We start from the raw sequence: 18268 nt of genomic DNA on the forward strand, positions 1-18268 counted from the left end.
CACGTTCTGCAGTGATTCAAGACAAGAAGTCCCGGGAAATTCCAACTATGCGTTTGCACCTGTTCAAGGTTCTACCCTTCGCCCTTGCCGCCAGCTTTGTTCAGGCGCAGACCCTTCCGCAGGCGATGCAGCAGGCACTGGACGTCCATCCGGAAATCCAGGCCGGGGTTAACAGTCGGCTGGCCGCGGATTATCAGTTAAAGGCGGCAAAAGGTGGATACTTGCCAAAGGTTGATCTGCTGGGCGGTTATGGTCGCGAAGGCACCGATAGCGTCAGCACCCGTGCCGCTGGCAACAGCAATCACTGGGAAACGCTGAACCGGAGTGAGTCAAGTTTACGTCTGTCGCAGATGGTTTTTGATGGTTTTGCGACGTCCAGCGAAGTGGGGCGTCAACAAGCCACCGTTAATTCCCGCGCTTATTCCTTGCTGGGCACGTCGGAACGCACTGCGCTGACCGTCGCTCAGGTCTATCTCGATGTGCTGACCCGCCGCGAATTCGTGCGTCTGGCCGAAGACAACCTGAAGAACCACGAACGGATTTTTGACCAGATCAAATTGCGCACCCAGCGTGGCGTGGGCAGCGGCGCCGACCTAGATCAGGCTGAAGCGCGCATGGCTCAGGCCCGCAACAACCTGATCACTGAGCAGACCAACCTGGCTGACGCCGAGACCAACTTCCTCAGCGCCGTCGGCCAGATGCCCGATCAACTGGAGCGGCCTGCCGATTTTATGGCGCTGTTGCCGGCCAACCTGAATGAAGCCCGGGCGCAGATGCTGGAAAACAGCCCGATCCTGCGTTCCGCCGAATCCGATATCGCTGCCGCCGAGAAACAGTACGAAGCCGCCAAGTCGAGCTTCTACCCACGCTTCGATGCCGAACTGGGGCGCACCGCCGACAACGATCTCGACGGTCAGAACGGTCACAGCAACGAATGGCAGGCCATGCTGCGCATGCGCTTCAATTTGTTTGCCGGTGGCAGCAACAAGGCTGATCTGGAATCCAAGTCTTATCTATCGAACCAGGCGCTGGATATTCGCAACAATGCCCTGCGTGTGTTGAACGAAGAGCTGGGCCTGGCCTGGAACGCCCTGAACAACGCCAACGCCCAAGTGCCGATCGCCCAGCAATATGTCGATCACAGCGCCAGTGTGCGCGGCGCGTATCAGAAGCAGTTCGGCCTCGGCGAGCGGACGTTGCTCGACTTGCTCGACAGTGAAAACGAGCTATTCAGCGCTTCCCGTCGGCTGGCCGAGATCAAAAACATTCAGTTATTTACTCAATACCGAATCAAGGCGACCATGGGCGAATTGCTCAAAAGCCAGGGCGTGGTCGCACCGTTGGCATCCGTCGTGCAAGACGACGTGAAGCCCAAGGTCCAGCTGCCTGGGATGAATTGAGTCCTGCCCCATTTCAATCGTTAGCCAAGAGTGTCGAGCGTGGAATCAGAAGTCAGTCGAGTTCAACTCATTCATGATCCACGCGCGCTGCACGACGATCCGTTACTGGACGGCCTGCTAGCCCTTTGCACCTTGCACCAGAAGCCGGCCAGCGCGACGATGCTGACCACTGGCCTGCCGTTACCCAAACAACGCCTGAGCGTCGAACTGCTGCCCCGCGCGGCTGCTCGCGCCGGGCTGCAAGGGCGGGTGTTGCAACGCAAACTGGAGCAGATTCCGGCGATTGCCATGCCGGCGCTGTTGCTGCTCAAGGAGGGGCGCAGTGCGGTGCTGCTCGGCTGGCACGGTGAAGATCAGGCCCGCTTGCTGCTCAGCGAAAGCGATGGCGGCGAAGTCTGTGTCAATCGTGAGCTGTTGGCCGACGACTACAGTGGCAAAGTCTTCTTCGCCCAACCCCAGCACAAATTCGACGTTAACCATGGCACGCTGATCCCGCGCGCGCGTTCGTGGTTTCGCGACACCCTCAAGCGTTCGCGCTGGCTTTACGCCGACGCCATCGCCGCCAGTTTACTGATCAACATCATTGCCATGGCCGCGCCGCTGTTCGTGATGAATGTCTACGACCGCGTGGTGCCGAACCAGGCCGAGTCGACCCTTTGGGTCCTGGCCATCGGCATCACCGGCGCTTATATATTCGACCTGATCCTCAAGAGCCTGCGCAGCCTGTGTCTGGACCTGGCCGGCAAGAAAACCGACCTGATCATCTCCGCGACGCTGTTCGAGCGCATCGTCGGCATGGCCATGAAGTTCCGCCCGGCGCGGGTCGGTAGCTTCGCCCAGAATATCCATGAGTTTCAGAGCCTGCGGGACTTTCTCGCGTCGCTGACCCTCACCAGCCTGATCGACCTGCCGTTTACGCTGCTGATCTTCCTGGTCATTGCGATCCTGGGTGGGCATCTGGTGTGGATTCCGGTGCTGGCGTTCCCGATTGCCTTGCTGATTGGTTATGCCTTGCAGAAGCCGCTGGTGGCGACCATGGAGCGAACCATGGCCCTGGGCGCCGAGCGCCAGTCGAGCCTGATCGAAACCCTCGCCGGCCTTGATGCGGTGAAGGTCAACAACGCCGAAAGCGAACGCCAGTATCAGTGGGAGCAGACCATCGGCACCCTCAGCCGCCTCGAGCTGCGGGTGAAAATGCTGTCCGGCCTGGCGATGAACATCACCTTGCTGATTCAGCAACTGGCCGGGGTGATCATGATTGTCTTCGGCGTGTACCAGATCATCGACGGCCACCTGAGCATGGGCGGTTTGATCGCGTGCTACATGCTCAGCGGTCGCGCCCTCAGCCCATTGGCCTCGCTGTCCGGGCTGCTGACCCGCTACCAGCAGGCTCGTGTGACCATGACCTCGGTCGATCAGATGATGGAGCTGCCTCAGGAGCGCAATTTCGACGAGCGCCCGCTGAGCCGCAAGGTGCTGCAAGGCGCCATTGAATGCCGTCAGCTGAGCTTCACCTATCCGAATCAGCAGAACCCCGCGCTGAAGAACATCAATCTGGTCATCAAGCCCGGCGAGAAGATCGGCATTATCGGCCGCAGCGGCTCGGGCAAAAGCTCCCTGGCCAAACTGCTGGTGGGCCTCTATCAGCCGGACGACGGCGCGTTGCTGGTGGATGGTGTGGATATCCGTCAGATCGACGTCAGCGAACTGCGCCACAACATTGGCTACGTGGCTCAGGACATCCAGTTGCTCGCTGGTACGTTACGCGACAACCTGGTGTCGGGCGCGCGCTACGTCGAAGACGAACTGGTGCTGCAAGCCGCGGAACTGGCTGGCGTCCACGAGTTCGCCCGTCTGCATCCGCAAGGCTATGAGCTGCAAGTCGGTGAGCGTGGGCAGAACCTGTCCGGTGGTCAGCGCCAGAATGTGGCCCTGGCTCGAGCACTGCTGCTCAACCCGCCGATTTTGCTGCTGGATGAACCCACTAGCGCCATGGACAACACCGGCGAAGAACGCCTCAAGCAACGCCTCACTGCCGTGGTTGAAAACAAGACCGTGGTGCTGGTGACACACCGGGCCTCGCTGTTGTCGCTGGTGGATCGCCTGTTGGTGATCGACCGTGGGCAGATACTCGCCGATGGTCCGAAAGCCGTCGTGATGGAAGCGTTGAAAAAGGGGCAGATCAGTGTTGCTTAAGTCCGGGATCAAAGAATCCATCCGACGCTACTTCAAAGGTTCCGCGTCGTTGCAAGGCCAGCCCCTTCCCGAGGTCAACAAAGCGCTGATCGAAGACGCCCCGCGCGTGGTGCGGTTGACCATCTGGGCGATCATCGGCTTCTTCGTGTTCCTGATGCTCTGGGCTAACTTTGCAGTGATCGACGAAGTCACCAAGGGCGACGGCAAGGCGATTCCGTCGTCGAAGATCCAGAAAATCCAGAACCTTGAGGGCGGCATCGTTTCCGAGCTGTTCGTCACCGAAGGACAAATCGTCGAGGCTGGCGCGCCGCTGATTCGTCTGGACGACACACGGTTCGCCTCCAACGTTGGTGAGACCGAGGCCGATCGGCTGTCGATGCTGTTGCGTGTGGAGCGCTTGAGTGCCGAGGTCGATGACCGCCCGTTGAATTTCCCCGCCGATGTGCTCAAAGCCGTACCCGGCCAGGCCGCCAGCGAACAGTCGTTGTACATCAGTCGTCGTCAGCAACTGCACGATGAGATCGGTGGCTTGCAGGAGCAGTTGATCCAGAAGCAGCAAGAGCTGCGCGAGTTCACCTCCAAACAGGCCCAGTACCGCAGCGGTCTGTCCTTGCAGCGTCAGGAAATCGCCATGTCCGAGCCGTTGGTGGCTCAGGGCGCGGTGTCCCCGGTTGAGGTTTTGCGACTCAAGCGTGCCGAGGTCGAAACCCGCGGCCAACTGGACGCCACCACCCTGGCGATCCCTCGCGCCGAATCGGCGATCAAGGAAGTGCAGCGCAAGATCGACGAGACTCGCGGCAAATTCCGCAGCGAAGCCCTGACCCAACTCAACGAAGCGCGCACCGATCTGAACAAGGCCCAGGCCACTGGCAAGGCGCTGGAAGACCGGGTCAGCCGGACGCTGGTGACATCGCCGGTGCGCGGTATCGTCAACAAGTTGCTGGTGAACACCATCGGCGGCGTGATCCAGCCGGGCAGCGACCTGGTGGAGATCGTGCCACTGGATGACACCCTGTTGGTGGAAGCCAAAATTCGCCCGCAAGACATCGCGTTCCTGCATCCGGGCCAGGACGCCACGGTGAAGTTCACGGCTTACGACTACACCATTTATGGTGGGCTCAAAGCCAAGCTGGAGCAGATCGGTGCCGACACCATCACCGACGAAGACAAGAAGACCACTTACTACATCATCAAGTTGCGTACCGAACGCAGCCACCTCGGGACGGATGAAAAGCCGTTGCTGATCATTCCGGGGATGGTGGCGTCGGTGGATATCATTACCGGCAAGAAGACTGTGCTCAGTTACTTGCTCAAGCCGATTATTCGGGCTCGGGCCGAGGCGTTGCACGAGCGGTAGTTTTTCGGTGCTGCTGATGGCCTCTTCGCGAGCAAGCCCGCTCCCACAATTGATCTTCAGTGGTCGCGGGTTTTGTGCGCGACAAAGAACCCATGTGGGAGCGGGCTTGCTCGCGAAGAGGCCAGTCCTGTCGCCACCTCATCCAGGGATGTTTGCTAGCATTGCGTCTGAATCAACTCAGATCAGACACGAGTGCTCAGCATGCAACTCCCGGACATGAACCTGTTGGTCGCCCTCGACGCTTTGCTCGATGAAGGCAGCGTGGTGGGCGCTGCGCGGCGGATGAACCTCAGCCCGGCGGCGATGAGCCGAACGCTGACGCGGATTCGCGAGGCCATCGGCGACCCGATTCTGGTGCGCGCCGGCCGTGGGCTGGTGCCGACGCCCAAGGCGCTGGAGTTGCGCGAGCAGGTGCGGGATCTGGTGGAACAGGCCGCATTGCTGTTCCGCTCCGCCGCCGACGTGGACTTGGGCAGTTTGCGCCGGCGGTTCAGCATTCGCGCCAATGATTTCTTTGTAGGCGTCTATGGCGGCAAGCTGTTCGACACGATGGAGCGCCAGGCCCCGCATTGTGAACTGCGCTTCGTCCCTGTAGGTGATGGCGACGACGAAGCCTTGCGCGAAGGACGCATCGATTTGAGCGTCAGCAACAATCGGCCGCTGATGCCGGAAGTGAAAGTGCAGAACCTGTTTTCCACTCACTTTGTCGGGCTGGTGCGTGAAGATCACCCGCTGTTCGATGAAGAAATCACCGCTGAACGGTACGCCGGTTTTTCTCATATCAGCATGTCGCGCCGGGGGATCGCCCGCGGGCCGATCGACACGGCGCTCAACGCCTTGGGGCTGGAGCGGCGGGTGGCGGTGATTGCGCCGAGCTTCCATGCGGCGATGTTCGCTTTGCCGGATTCCGACTTGATTCTGCCGGTACCCGAGGAAGCCTTGCTGAGCGTGCGGCGCCTGGGTTTGAAACTGCGCTCGTTTACCCTGCCGATCCCATTACCGACCCTGATGTTGACCCAGGCCTGGCATCCGCGTTTCGACAAGGACCCGGCGCATCGCTGGATGCGTGAAACCCTCAAGACCTGTTGCGACGAGACCTGGTTGGCCGCACAGCCAACCTAAAGTCGATCCAAATCCCTGTGGGAGCGAGCCTGCTCGCGATAGCAGTGGATCAGTCAACATCGATGTTGAATGTGGTGGCCCTATCGCGAGCAGGCTCGCTCCCACAGGGATCTGTGTTGTTTTCCGGAGTTAATTGCTGCATGAAACACACTTATAAGCTGCCAATAAGTCAATTTTCGTAAGCTTCCACGCTCCCTAAAATGCTTCGGTATTCCCCTCCCGGAGCTTGCAGTACATGACTTCTCTCGCGACCACGGCGCCTCTCGCTGCGGCCAAACCAGCGACCGCCATCACGCCTCCGGTCTTCGGCCCGCGCATCATCATCGGCCTGGTGGGCGTGTTGCTGGCGGTACTGGTGTCGGGTCTGAACGAGATGGTGACCAAGGTCGCCCTGGCCGACATTCGCGGTGCGTTGGCCATCGGTTATGACGAAGGCACCTGGCTGGTCGCCAGTTACACCGCGACCTCGGTGGCCGCCATGGCGTTTGCCCCTTGGTGTTCGGTGACGTTCTCGTTGCGGCGCTTCACCCTGTGCGCCATCAGTGCGTTCACGCTGTTGGGCGTGCTGTGCCCGTTTGCCCCGAATTACGAAAGCCTGCTGGTCTTGCGCACCTTGCAAGGTCTGGCCGGCGGCGCGTTGCCGCCGATGCTGATGACCGTAGCCCTGCGATTCCTGCCGGCCAACGTGAAACTCTACGGCCTGGCCGGTTATGCCCTGACGGCGACCTTCGGCCCCGGTCTCGGCACGCCATTGGCCGGGTTGTGGACCGAGTACGTCGGCTGGCAATGGACCTTCTGGCAAATCATCGTGCCGTGCCTGGTAGCGATGGCGGCAGTGGCTTACGGTTTGCCCCAGGATCCGCTACGGCTGGAACGCTTCAAACAGTTCAACTGGCGCGGTTTGCTGCTGGGGCTTCCGGCGATCTGCATGCTGGTGATCGGCATCCTGCAAGGTAATCGGCTGGACTGGTTCGAGTCGAGCCTGATCTGCGCGCTGCTCGGCGGCGGGATGCTGTTGCTGGTGCTGTTCCTGATCAACGAGTGGTCGCAACCGATTCCATTCTTCAAGTTGCAGATGCTCGGTATCCGCAACCTGTCGTTCGCGCTGTTGACCCTGGCCGGCGTGCTGGTGGTGTTGCTCGCGGTGATCATCATTCCTTCCAGTTACCTGGCTCAGGTCCAGGGTTATCGCCCGCTGCAGACCGCGCCGATCATGCTGCTGGCGGCGCTGCCACAGTTGATCGCACTGCCGTTGGTGGCGGCGCTGTGCAATCTGCGCTGGGTCGATTGCCGCTGGGTGCTGGGGATCGGCCTGGGCATGTTGGCGCTGTCTTGCATCGGCGGTTCGCAGCTGACGTCGGCGTGGATTCGCGATGACTTCTACGCGCTACAACTGCTGCAAATCTTCGGTCAGCCCATGGCCGTGCTGCCGCTGTTGATGCTCTCCACCGGCAGCATCAGCCCGATGGAAGGGCCGTTCGCTTCGGCCTGGTTCAATACCGTGAAAGGCCTGGCGGCGGTGATTGCCACCGGTGTGATCGAAGCGCTGACCACTGCAAGGCTGCATTTCCATTCGACCATGCTGGTGGACAACCTGGGTAATTCGCCTCTGGTTGACGGCACTAGCGCTGGTCTCGCTCACCGACTGCATCAACAAGCCGTGGTGCTGACGTCCTCCGATCTTTATCTGTGCATGGCCGGTATCGCCGTGATGCTGATCCTGATGATTTTCTGGCTGCCGACGCGGATCTATCCACCGCGCGCGCCGACTTGAACGCTTCACTGAAACAGAAGGTTTTTATGACAACTCAATCAAAGCAAAAAGTCGCTGTCGGCGTTGCCGCGGTGATGGCGGTCGGCGTGTTGATTTACCTGCTGGCGCCGGGCTTGTTCGGCAAGCGCACCCAGCAGAACACCAACGACGCTTTCGTCTCGGCGGACTTCACCCTGGTGGCACCGCGCGTGGCGGGGTTCATCAAGGAAGTGCTGGTGGAAGACAATCAGCAGGTAAAGGCAGGACAGCTACTGGCTTTGATCGACGATCGCGATCTGCGTGCTGCCGCAGAGGCTGCCGACGCTGAAACCCTGGTGGCCAGGGCGCAACTTCAGAACGCTCGTTCAACCCTTGAGCGCCAGACATCGGTGATCGCTCAGGCCCAGGCCACGGTGGTTTCGGCGAAAGCGGAAATGGCCTTCGCCGAGCATGAACTTAACCGCTACAACCACCTCGCCGGGGTAGGCGCTGGCACGGTGCAGAATGCTCAGCAAGCGCGCACGCGCATCGACCAGGCCTCCGCTCGCTTGGCCAATGCCACGGCAGTGCTCGCGGCGGAACGCAAGCAGGTAGAGATCCTGACCGCCCAGCGTGACGCGGCCGAAGGTGGGCTGAAACGAGCGCAAGCGGCGCTGGAAATGGCCAGCTATGAGTTGTCCTATACGCGCATCGTCGCGCCCCAGGACGGCATGGTCGGCGAGCGCGCGGTGCGGGTCGGCGCTTATGTCACACCGGGCAGCAAGATTCTGGCCGTGGTGCCGTTGGAGCGGGCCTATGTGGTCGCCAATTTTCAGGAAACCCAACTGACTGACGTACAGCCGGGGCAGAGCGTGCAAGTGCACGTCGACAGCCTCGGCGGCGAAGCCCTGCGCGGTCGCGTCGAGAGCATCGCACCGGCCACTGGCGTGACCTTCGCCTCGGTCAAACCGGACAACGCCACCGGCAACTTCACCAAGGTTGTGCAACGGATTGCGGTGAAAATCGTTCTGGAGCCGGGTCAGGCGTTGGCCGAGCGGTTGCGGGTGGGGATGTCGGTGGAGGCGAGGATTGATACGGCAAGCACTGGCGAACATGAGGTTGCGCAACGATGAAGATCTTCGTTGATAAGGCTGACGTCTTCGCGAGCAGGCTCGCTCCCACATTGGATCTAGGCAAAGCACGGATTTATGGCACAGAAAAAGCCCCCCTGTGGGAGCGAGCCTGCTCGCGAAGAGGCCGGTGGCCCCAACTTACCTTCGGCACTTTGCTGGTCATGAGTCTTTCGGCCTGCACCGTCGGCCCGGACTTCCAGAAGCCTCAGCCACAACAAGTGGCCGAATGGTCGAAACCGGTCAAAGCCGCCGCCAGTGAAGCGATAACAACCGACATGAACGAACGCTGGTGGGAGGTATTCCACGACCCAAAACTCTCGGCCCTGACCCAACGCGCCCTGACCGACAACCTCGACCTGAAACTCGCCAGCAGCCGCTTGCAGCAAAGCCGCGCCGCGTGTCAGGTGGTCACCGCCAATCGCTATCCCAACACCGCCGCCACTGGCAGCTACGGGCGTAAACGCAACAGCGGTGAAGGCCTGAACGATCCGTCGGGCAACAACGGCGACTCGGCGTACAACCTGTGGGATGCAGGCTTTTCCGCCTCCTGGGAACTGGATTTCTGGGGCCGGGTGCGCCGCGAAACCGAAGCCGCCGATGCCACCCTGGAAGTGGCGGAAAACGATCGTCGTGGCGTGCTGCTGTCGGTGCTCGCCGAAACCGCTCAGGACTACATTCAACTGCGCGGTGTGCAAAGCACCCGGGCCGTCACCGAGCAGAACCTCGACGTCGCCCGGCACAGTTTGAAACTCTCGCAACTGCGCCTGGCGGACGGGGTGGCGACGGACCTGGACGTTGCCGAAGCCGCTGCGCAAGTCGCGGCCATCGAATCACGTTTGCCGGCGCTGGAGCAGCGTCAGTCGCAACTGATCAACGCCCTGAGCCTGTTGATGGGCGAACCGCCGCAAGCGCTGTCCGCCGAGTTATCCACAGACGCTCCCGTGCCGCAAACCCCGCGTCAGGTCGCCATCGGCTTGCCGTCGCAATTGGCCGAGCGCCGCCCGGACATCCGTCAGGCCGAAGCCCGTTTGCATGCCGCTACCGCCAGCATCGGCGTGGCCAAGGGTGACTTCTATCCGCGGATCACCCTGTCGGGCAACATCGGTTCACAAGCCCTGCAACTGAGCGATTTCGGCTCCTGGGGCTCACGTTCGTTCGGCATCGGCCCGCAATTGAGCCTGCCGCTGTTCGATGGCGGCCGCCTGCGCGGCATGTTGCACCTGCGCGAAGCACAGCAACAGGAAGCGGCCCTGGCCTACCAGCAAACCGTGCTGCGGGCCTGGCATGAAATCGACGATCAACTCACCGCCTACAACGCCAGTCAGTTGCGTCGCGACAGCCTCGCCGAAGCCGTGCGTCAGAACCAGATCGCCCTGCGCACCGCGCAACAGCAATACGTCGAAGGGGTGGTGGATTTCGTCAATGTCCTCACCGTGCAAGGCGAATTGCTGGCGACCCAGCAGCAGTGGGTCGAGAGCTCGACCGGGGTGTCGTTGGCGATGGTTGGCTTGTATAAGGCGCTGGGTGGGGGATGGGAGTCGGTGTATCCGGTGGCGGAGACGGCGCAGCTCTGATCGGCGAGCACACTCTTTCAACCAATGATGGCCATCCGCTTGACGCGCACCCCGTCTGTCGTAGACTCCGCTCATCCGTCAGGGAGTTACGGTTATGCGGCGTTTTCGTATTTTGGTTATGGGATTGACCTTTGTAACGTGCGCAGTACAGGCGCAAACGCCTGCGCCAGACGATCCGTTGCTGGAAAGCAGCGCGGTCGGCGGTGATGCGTCGGCCAGCAGTGAAGCCCGTGGTGTGCTGCGAGCCCGGGATCAGGCAGTGCTCGCCAGTGAATTGTCGGGGCGGATTGTCGAGTTGCCGTTCAGTGAGGGCGAGTCGTTCAAGAAGGGCGATATCCTGGCGCGGTTTGACTGTTCGGCCTATCAGGCTCAGCTCAACGCGGCCCAGGCCGCCAACCGTGGCGCCGGTGAGGAGCTGGCCCATAACCGGCAACTGGCGGCGTTGAATTCGGTCGGGCGTTTTGAAGTGGCGCGGGCCGAGGCCAAGGTCAGCGAAACCCAGGCGCAATCTCAGGTTTATCAGGTTCAGGTCAAGCGTTGCAGCGTGGTCGCGCCGTTCGATGGTCAGGTCGTCGAACGCAAGGTCAAGCGCTACGAAAGCGTCGCTGCTGGCACACCGCTGCTGGACGTGGTCGATAACCGCACTCTGGAAATTCATCTGTTGGTGCCGTCGCGCTGGATGGGCAAACTCAAGCCCGGCCAGACGTTCAGTTTTGTCCCCGATGAAACCGGTCGGCCTCTGGATGCCACGGTCAAGCGCCTCGGTGCGCGGATCGATGAAGGCAGCCAGACCTTGCTGCTGGTGGCGACATTACCCAACGCCAGCGGTCTGTTGGCCGGCATGAGCGGAACGGCGCGTTTCGCGGAGCTCAAGTGAACGCCCCGGTAACGGGCGGCGCCGAGCAGGTGTTCGCAAGGTTTCTTGACCTCGAACGCCAGACCCGCGCTGCTCGCAATCCTTCGCAACTGGCTTACAGCCTGGTCAATGACGGCCAGGCGCTGTTCGGTTTCCGCCATGCCGCGCTGTTGATCGCCGGCAAGGTGCAGGCGGTGACCGGTGTCAGCGCCGTGGAACCGAATGCGCCGTTCGTGGCGTTTGTCGAGCAAGCGGTCGCGCAGTTGTTCAAGCTTGGCGTGCTGAAACAGGCTCGGGTGATCACACCCGATCTCCTTGGCCAATCCATTCAGGCCGACTGGCAAAGTCTGTCAGCCGCTCAGGTGTTCTGGTTGCCGCTGATCGATCATCGGGGCGAGGTGTTCGGTGGTCTGTGGCTGGCGCGGGATGTGCCGTGGAACCCTTCCGAGCAAGTGCTGCTGTCGCAACTGGGCGACACCTACAGCCACGCCTGGCTGGCGCTCCAGCCACGCAAACCCTGGCGGCTACGCTGGACGCGCAAGCGTCAGGTGGCGCTGGTCGCTGTGTTGTTGCTCGGGTTGCTGATTCCGGTGCGCCAATCGGTGCTGGCACCGGCCGAAGTCGTCCCGCTGGGCGGTCGGGTGGTGGCGGCGCCGCTGGACGGGGTGATCGCCGAGTTCCTGGTCAAACCCAACCAGACGGTGAAAACCGGCGACCTGCTGCTGCGCTTCGAAAGCACCACGCTCAAGGCTCAGGCCGATGTGGCCGAGCGCGCCCTGGGCGTTGCCGAAGCGGAACTCAAGGCCAATTCCCAACGCTCCTTCGCCGATGCCGAATCCAGTTCGAAAATCGATCTGCTGGCGGCCCGCGTCGAGCAAAAGCGCGCCGAGCGGGATTACGCCCGTGAACTGCTCAAACGCAGCGAGGTACGCGCCGAACGGGACGGCATCGCGGTGTTCGCCGACGCTGAGCGTTGGACCGGCAAACCGGTGCAAACCGGCGAGCGGCTGATGGAAATCGCCGACCCGAACCAGGCCGAGTTGCGCATCGAATTGGCCGTGGGCGATGCGATTTCCCTGGCGCCGGGAGCGCAAGTCGCGCTGTTTCTCGACAGCGATCCGTTGCAGCGGCATCTGGCCAAACTCGAACGTTCGGCCTACGAAGCGCAGCCCACCGCTGCCGGGCAACTGGCTTATCGACTGGATGCGACGTTCGACGCCGCACCGCCACGCATCGGCTTGCGTGGCACCGCGAAAGTCTTCGGCGACCGTGCGCCGCTGGCGTTGTACCTGTTGCGTCGACCGCTGGCCGGGTTACGTCAGAGCGTGGGTCTTTAGATGAGCCTGCCGAGCCTGCGGGCAGACCTGCAATTGTCGACGGCGGCCCCGGCCCTCGACGGTTCACCGTGCTGGACCCTGGCCGACCCGGTGCGAGGGCGTTATTTCAAACTTGGTGCGGCGGCGATGCGTCTGTTGCGCCATTGGTCTCTGGGCGATCCCGAGCAAGTGCTGCGTGCCGCCAACCGCGAGCCGGGGCTGGCGCTGGATGGCGCGGCGCTTGAGCAATTGCTGGAATTTTTGCGTGGCCACGACCTGATCAGCGCCCTCGATCCGCCGCAGCGCGCCAGTTACAGCTTGAAGGCCGCGGCTCAGCGCCAGAGCCTGTGGCAAATCCTGTTGCATCAATACCTGTTTTTCCGGATTCCGCTGTGGCGCCCGGACGCTTTTCTCAATCGCGTCTGGCCGTGGCTGGAGCGTTTCGGCCCACGCGCATTGCGCTACGGATTGCCCGCGACGCTGGGGCTTGGGGTGTTTCTGGTGTCGCGGGACTGGCAGCGATTCATCGCCACGTTTCCGCACCTGTTCAGCCTCGGCGGTGCGCTGGCGTTCGCAGTGGCGCTGTTTTTCGCCAAGCTGTGCCACGAGTTCGGCCACGCCTTCATGGCCAAGCGCGCCGGTTGTCGGGTGCAGAGCATGGGCGTGGCGTTCATGGTGCTGCTGCCGATGTTTTACACGGACGTCAGCGACGCCTGGCGCGTCAATGATCGACGTGCACGGTTGCTGATCGGTGCCGGCGGGGTGCTGGCGGAACTGGTGCTGGCGTGTATTGCGCTGCTTGCCTGGTCACTGCTGCCTGACGGCCCCGGACGTACGGCGGCGTTCATGCTCGCCAGTGCGACCTGGATCACCACACTGGTGATCAACCTCAACCCGTTCATGCGTTTCGACGGCTACTTCTTGCTCAGCGATTTCTGGGAAGTGGACAACCTTCAAGGGCGCGCCTTTGCCTTGTGCCGCTGGCGGCTGCGCGAGTTTTTGTTTGGTTACGCTGCCCCGGCGCCGGAGCCGTGGTCGCCGAAGATGCAGCGGCGTCTGCTGATCTGGGGGTATGGCGCGTGGCTGTGGCGCTCGGCGCTGTTTTTCGGGATTGCGCTGGCGGTCTATCACCTGTTCTTCAAGGTATTGGGGATCTTCCTGATGCTGGTGGAACTGGTCTGGTTCATCTTCCTGCCGATCCTGAACGAGTGGCGGCAATGGTGGAGCCGTCGCGAACAGGCGCATGCGCCTCGAGTGCTGCTCAGCGGTTTGACGTTGCTCGGGTTGTTGTTGCTGCTGGCGTTGCCGTGGCGCAGCGCGGTGGAGTTGCCGACGATGCTGGAGGCTGGACGCGCCAGTGCCCTGCACGCGCCGGTGGCGGCGCGGGTCAAAACAGTGAGTGTGCACGACGGCCAGGTCGTCGCTCAGGGTGAGGTGTTGATCGAACTGGAGTCGCCGGACCTGGACTCACGCCAGGCCATCGTCCGTCGCGAGATCCAGATTCAGCAGTTACAGATGCGTCGTCAGGCCGGTCGTAGCGAAACCGCGGCCGATGCTGGAATCGTCGAACAGCGCTTGGCTGAAGCCGTGGCCGAATACCGAGGCCTGGCCGCCCAGCGCGAGCGACTGCTGTTGCGCGCACCCCACGCCGGCAAAGTGCGCGATCTGCTGCCGCAGTTGGTGGTCGGTCGCTGGCTTTCGACCAAAGATCCTTTGGCGCGGGTGGTCGAAGACGGCGCGCGGTTGCGCGGTTATCTGGCCGAAGCCGAACTCTGGCGTGTTGCTCCGGGTGCCAGTGGGCGGTTCATCGCCGATGACCCGATGCACCCTGCGATCGCCGTGCAATTGACCGAAATCGATACCAACGGCGTGGCTTACGTCGATCAGGAAGCACTGACTTCCGATCACCATGGGCCGATTGCCGTACGCCGGGATCAGCATCAGCGCGCCGAGCCGGTACAGGCGCAGTACGGCGCGCGGTTGAGCATCCTCGAAAACACCCCGACACCGGTGCAACCCTTGCGCGGCATTGTGGTGTTGCAGGGCCGCGGCGAGTCGGTGCTGGGCGTTGCCTGGCGGCGCATGGCGGCTCTGGGGGTCAGGGAAAGCGGTTTCTAAGGGAGAACAGCGATGGCGAACAGCGTTTCAGTGGCACCGGACGGTTTGGTGGTCAGGCCTTCGCGGGCCAGCGATGGACCTTTTCTGCACAGCCTTTACCAAGCGGCGCGCCCGGATCTGCAGTGGATCGACGGTGAGCAGGAGGTGGTTGAACAGGTGGTTGCCCAGCAATTCAACGTGCAGGAACAAGGGCTGGGGGAGAATTTCCCCAACGCCATGCATTACGTGATCGAGAAGCTCGACACGGCCATCGGCGCGCTGACCACGGATTTCGGCCCCAATGAAATTCGCGTGCTGTACCTGGCGTTCATCCCCCAGGCCCGAGGCCGGGGTTACGGTCGGACGGTGCTGCAAGGCGTGCAAAAAGCCGCGCAACAAATCCGCTGCCCGGTGGCAACGGTGGTCTGGGCCAACAACCCCCATGCGCGCCAGCATTACCTGGCGCTGGGGTTTCAGGTTGAAGAGCGCAACCCGGCTGCGGAGCGGTTGGTGTGGTATCCGAAGGGTTGAATACATACCGCCCCTTGTGGGAGCGAGCCTGCTCGCGAAAGGACCATCACTTTCAAAATCATTATTGAATGACCCACCGCTATCGCGAGCAGGCTCGCTCCCACATTGAGATCCATGTTCAGTTGAACGCGATGTAGAAGTACCCCAGTTGCGGATCACGCCCCATCGCCGGTACTCGCGAGACAAAAATATTTTCCACCTGACCCAGCTCCGGCAACTCCAGCGCACACAAGCCATCGACAAAGTCAGTGGGTTGCAGGCTGTTGAGCTCGACACTGAACGGCATGCGCTCGCTTTTGGGCATCTGTGAGTGGGGCGTTTCTTTCAGGGCGTCGATATGGATCGGCAGTTCACTGCCATCGGGCAACCGCAGCGTCCCCGTCTTGCCCAGCAGAGCCTGAAAGTGTTGGCTTTGAACCTGTTGCAGCATGGCATCACTCCATCAAGCAAAAGTGGCCGGGGGATTTGCATCCCCCGGCCAGACCCTCAGTTACGCGAAGGGAACAAGCCGTTCAGGGCGATGCTGAAGTTGAGCACCAGGAACGGGTTCATCACCTCCATGGGCAAGCCGTTGCCGGCGGACGAGATTTCCCCCGTCACCGTGCTGGTTACGCCCTTGAGCGGCACGGCTGCGGCACCTTGTTGATCGGAGTAAATACTCGCCGAGCCGGGCCCACCGCCCGAAGCGCCGATGTAGGAGTTGGTCGCGGTCGGGTTGGTGACCGGGTTGCTCGCCGGGCTGGCCAGTTGCAGGGTGGTGGTGGCCGTGAGCCCGGACAAGGCGTGGGTGTGGTTGGGCAGGTTGTTGATGGTCGCGGTGACGTTCTCGGTGCCGGAGAATTCGCCGATGACACGCGGGGTCAGGCCCAGGCCGTTGCCCTGGGCCATCGGCAGACGGCCCTGCAGATTGGGTAACATGAAATTGGTGGTGCCATTGCCTCCATAGTAGGTTCCCAGCAGTGCGAAAACCGTGTTGTATTGCGAGATGCTCAGCGTCTGGCCGTTGCATAGGGCCCAGCCGTTGGGCGCGAAGTTAAAGGCGAAAGACTGGATAGTGCCGATGAATACTTCCATGGTTCCTCATCCCTCAGGTTAGTGTCTGAAGCGTCACGTTGCAGGCCCGGTTATCCGGGTAGATCGCAGTGATCAGCCGACTCCATTCATCTCCGTGGCTGGGTCACGCCACGCCAAAGCGTAGACGCTGATTGGAATGATTGCCGGACGTCGTCCGTCGCAAGGCCAGCATCGACGACGGCCCCGCGCCTGTCCTACAGTGCTCGGGACACTTTGGTATTCATTGGGTTGTAGCTCACCAGGTCGCAAGAAGGGGAGGCAATGGAGGCACGCAGAGAAACACCGCTGGGCGACACTCAGGACCCGCACGCGACGCCGGGGTCATGGGCGGTTGCCCGCCGCTTGCTTCGATGGGCGCGGGAGCACTGGTTGCTGCCGATCCTGGTATTGGCAACGCTGGTGCGTTTATACGACCTGACAGCGGCGGCGATCTGGGGCGACGAAGGTTCCAGCCTGTTGCTGAGCCAGTATTCGCTGGCCGGAATCTGGGAGCACGCGGCCCATGATGTGCATCCGCCGTTGTATTTCATGCTCCTGCACGGCTGGATCGAGTTGTTCGGCGACGGCATTTTTTCGATTCGCAGCCTGAGTGCGCTGCCGGGGATTGCCACCGTGGGGCTCGGCGTCTGGCTGGTGGACCTGCTCGCGACTCGCCGCGCCGCGTTGCTGGCCGGGGTTCTGCTGGCGCTGCTGCCCACGGCGGTGCGTTACAGCCAGGAAGTGCGGATGTATTCGCTGCTGGGGCTGTGGCTGATCGGTGCCACGATCGCCCTGATGTGCTGGATAAGACAGCCGCGACGCACGCGCTATCTGGTGATTTACACCTTGCTGATGAGTGCGGCGTTCTACACCCATTACTTCACCGCGCTGTGCGTGCTGTGTCATTGGCTGTATCTGGGCCTGATCCGCGTGCAGCCAGGGTATCGATTGCGGCACATTCAGCGCTCCGGCTGGTGGCTGGCCAATGTGGCCATTGTGCTGTTGTACCTGCCGTGGGTGCCCAGCCTGATCGATCTGATCCAGCACATGGATCAGCTCAAGGCCAATGGCGATGTGGGCTGGGAGACCCCCGTCACGCTCGGCTCATTGCCGTCGATGATCTGGTCGCTCCTGATCCAGGACGATGGCGAGAACCTGCCCACGCTGATTTTTATCGCGCTGCCACTGGCGCTGGCGGCCCTGGCGGGTGTGGCGCTGGCCCGGGACCGCAGTGTGTTCCGTGGCAGTGCGCTGGCGGTGATCTACTCCGTTGTCCCGTTGTTGCTGGTGTTTTCGGCGTCGTTCATCTCGCCGGTGTTCATCGAGCGTTACCTGACCGCTTATGCCTTGGGCCTGCCGATGTTTGTCGCGCTGGCCGTCGATCGCTTATACGCAGACTTCAAGGTATTGGCGCTGGCCGTGCTGCTGCTGTTTGTCGGCGTTGAGCTGGTGGGTCTGAAGAACAATGCCACGGTGGATACCAACGATCAGATCAGCGTCATGGTCAACTACGTGAACCAGCACTTCACCCCCGGCGACCGAATCGTCACCAGCGACATGCTCTGGTACCTCAGTTATGTCTATTACAACCGGACAGACGCCAAACCGTTGCTGTACACACCGCCCTTGGCCGATGGCAGGTCGAGCAGGCCGAACGCTTACGGTTTCGGCACGCTGGTAAGCAATGACATCTACCTGGATAGCCTCGGCGGCTTGGCCAAAGACACTGGTCGCGTGTGGCTGGTCGGTACCATCGACGGGCCGGATGAGTTCGCCTCCTTGCCCGCGGGTTGGCAAAGCGTCAGCGAAACCCGGGCGGGAGGCGCCTATGCGCGCTTGTATGTGTGGAAGTAATCCCGTGATGGAAGGCTTAAACGATTCATCTTTCAGGCCGTTATATA

At 61.7% G+C, this 18268-nt stretch carries 14 protein-coding genes; 12 read left to right on the plus strand and 2 right to left on the minus strand.

Annotated features, from left to right (window positions below; genetic code table 11):
• The first annotated feature begins 47 nt into the window (after positions 1–47).
• The 11 genes from QMK51_RS00750 (at position 48) to QMK51_RS00800 (ending at position 15314) form a co-directional block, all read left to right on the plus strand.
• Positions 48–1400, plus strand: coding sequence for a TolC family outer membrane protein (locus QMK51_RS00750; RefSeq protein WP_320392882.1), 1353 nt, complete (start codon positions 48–50; stop codon positions 1398–1400).
• A gap of 39 nt (positions 1401–1439) precedes the next feature.
• A complete protein-coding gene (locus QMK51_RS00755) occupies positions 1440–3596 on the plus strand; it encodes a type I secretion system permease/ATPase (RefSeq protein ID WP_320392883.1) in 2157 nt (718 codons plus the stop codon).
• Positions 3586–4953 (plus strand): HlyD family type I secretion periplasmic adaptor subunit, encoded by a 1368-nt coding sequence (locus QMK51_RS00760; RefSeq protein ID WP_320392884.1) that lies wholly within the window; start codon positions 3586–3588, stop codon positions 4951–4953. The genes QMK51_RS00755 and QMK51_RS00760 overlap by 11 nt, the downstream gene beginning before the upstream one ends.
• 201 nt (positions 4954–5154) lie before the next feature.
• Positions 5155–6075: a LysR family transcriptional regulator gene (locus QMK51_RS00765; protein ID WP_320392885.1), complete on the plus strand. Its 921-nt coding sequence runs from the start codon at positions 5155–5157 to the stop codon at positions 6073–6075.
• A 235-nt stretch (positions 6076–6310) separates the two neighbouring features.
• On the plus strand, positions 6311–7849 hold the full coding sequence (locus QMK51_RS00770) for an MFS transporter (protein WP_320392886.1): 1539 nt from the start codon (positions 6311–6313) through the stop codon (positions 7847–7849).
• Positions 7850–7875: 26 nt separating this feature from the next.
• The gene (locus tag QMK51_RS00775; RefSeq protein WP_320392887.1) at positions 7876–8940 is read left to right on the plus strand and encodes an HlyD family secretion protein; all 1065 of its coding nucleotides are present in this window, start codon (positions 7876–7878) and stop codon (positions 8938–8940) included.
• Positions 8937–10514: an efflux transporter outer membrane subunit gene (locus tag QMK51_RS00780; protein ID WP_320392888.1), complete on the plus strand. Its 1578-nt coding sequence runs from the start codon at positions 8937–8939 to the stop codon at positions 10512–10514. The genes QMK51_RS00775 and QMK51_RS00780 overlap by 4 nt, the downstream gene beginning before the upstream one ends.
• A 94-nt stretch (positions 10515–10608) precedes the next feature.
• Positions 10609–11391 (plus strand): efflux RND transporter periplasmic adaptor subunit, encoded by a 783-nt coding sequence (locus tag QMK51_RS00785; RefSeq protein WP_320392889.1) that lies wholly within the window; start codon positions 10609–10611, stop codon positions 11389–11391.
• A complete protein-coding gene (locus QMK51_RS00790) occupies positions 11388–12707 on the plus strand; it encodes an efflux RND transporter periplasmic adaptor subunit (RefSeq protein WP_258698448.1) in 1320 nt (439 codons plus the stop codon). Before QMK51_RS00785 ends, QMK51_RS00790 begins: the two co-directional genes overlap by 4 nt.
• Positions 12708–14804 carry a biotin/lipoyl-binding protein gene (locus tag QMK51_RS00795; RefSeq protein WP_320392890.1) on the plus strand — a complete coding sequence of 699 codons (2097 nt, stop codon included), beginning with the start codon at positions 12708–12710 and terminating at the stop codon, positions 14802–14804.
• Between the two features lie 12 nt (positions 14805–14816).
• Positions 14817–15314, plus strand: coding sequence for a GNAT family N-acetyltransferase (locus QMK51_RS00800; protein WP_320392891.1), 498 nt, complete (start codon positions 14817–14819; stop codon positions 15312–15314).
• 118 nt (positions 15315–15432) lie between these two features.
• Here the strand turns inward: QMK51_RS00800 and QMK51_RS00805 are convergent, their stop codons facing one another.
• Both QMK51_RS00805 and QMK51_RS00810 read right to left on the minus strand, forming a co-directional pair.
• Entirely contained in the window at positions 15433–15744 is a 312-nt protein-coding gene (locus tag QMK51_RS00805; protein WP_320392892.1) for a DUF6916 family protein, read from the minus strand.
• Between the two features lie 56 nt (positions 15745–15800).
• Complete coding sequence (locus QMK51_RS00810) at positions 15801–16388, minus strand: phage tail protein (RefSeq protein WP_258698452.1); 588 nt, start codon at positions 16386–16388, stop codon at positions 15801–15803.
• 261 nt (positions 16389–16649) lie between these two features.
• Here QMK51_RS00810 and QMK51_RS00815 point away from each other — a divergent pair, with 261 nt between their 5' ends.
• Positions 16650–18221, plus strand: coding sequence for a glycosyltransferase family 39 protein (locus QMK51_RS00815; protein WP_320392893.1), 1572 nt, complete (start codon positions 16650–16652; stop codon positions 18219–18221).
• Positions 18222–18268: the final 47 nt, after the last annotated feature.

This window comes from Pseudomonas sp. P9_31 (assembly GCF_034008235.1).
Lineage (GTDB): Bacteria > Pseudomonadota > Gammaproteobacteria > Pseudomonadales > Pseudomonadaceae > Aquipseudomonas.

Coding starts and splice junctions, on each gene's coding strand:
- QMK51_RS00750 (WP_320392882.1), top strand. CDS start 48: ATGCGTTTGCACCTGTTCAAGGTTCTACCCTTCGCCCTTGCCGCCAGC.
- QMK51_RS00765 (WP_320392885.1), top strand. CDS start 5,155: ATGCAACTCCCGGACATGAACCTGTTGGTCGCCCTCGACGCTTTGCTC.
- QMK51_RS00770 (WP_320392886.1), top strand. CDS start 6,311: ATGACTTCTCTCGCGACCACGGCGCCTCTCGCTGCGGCCAAACCAGCG.
- QMK51_RS00775 (WP_320392887.1), top strand. CDS start 7,876: ATGACAACTCAATCAAAGCAAAAAGTCGCTGTCGGCGTTGCCGCGGTG.
- QMK51_RS00780 (WP_320392888.1), top strand. CDS start 8,937: ATGAAGATCTTCGTTGATAAGGCTGACGTCTTCGCGAGCAGGCTCGCT.
- QMK51_RS00785 (WP_320392889.1), top strand. CDS start 10,609: ATGCGGCGTTTTCGTATTTTGGTTATGGGATTGACCTTTGTAACGTGC.
- QMK51_RS00795 (WP_320392890.1), top strand. CDS start 12,708: ATGAGCCTGCCGAGCCTGCGGGCAGACCTGCAATTGTCGACGGCGGCC.
- QMK51_RS00800 (WP_320392891.1), top strand. CDS start 14,817: ATGGCGAACAGCGTTTCAGTGGCACCGGACGGTTTGGTGGTCAGGCCT.
- QMK51_RS00805 (WP_320392892.1), bottom strand. CDS start 15,744: ATGCTGCAACAGGTTCAAAGCCAACACTTTCAGGCTCTGCTGGGCAAG.
- QMK51_RS00810 (WP_258698452.1), bottom strand. CDS start 16,388: ATGGAAGTATTCATCGGCACTATCCAGTCTTTCGCCTTTAACTTCGCG.
- QMK51_RS00815 (WP_320392893.1), top strand. CDS start 16,650: ATGGAGGCACGCAGAGAAACACCGCTGGGCGACACTCAGGACCCGCAC.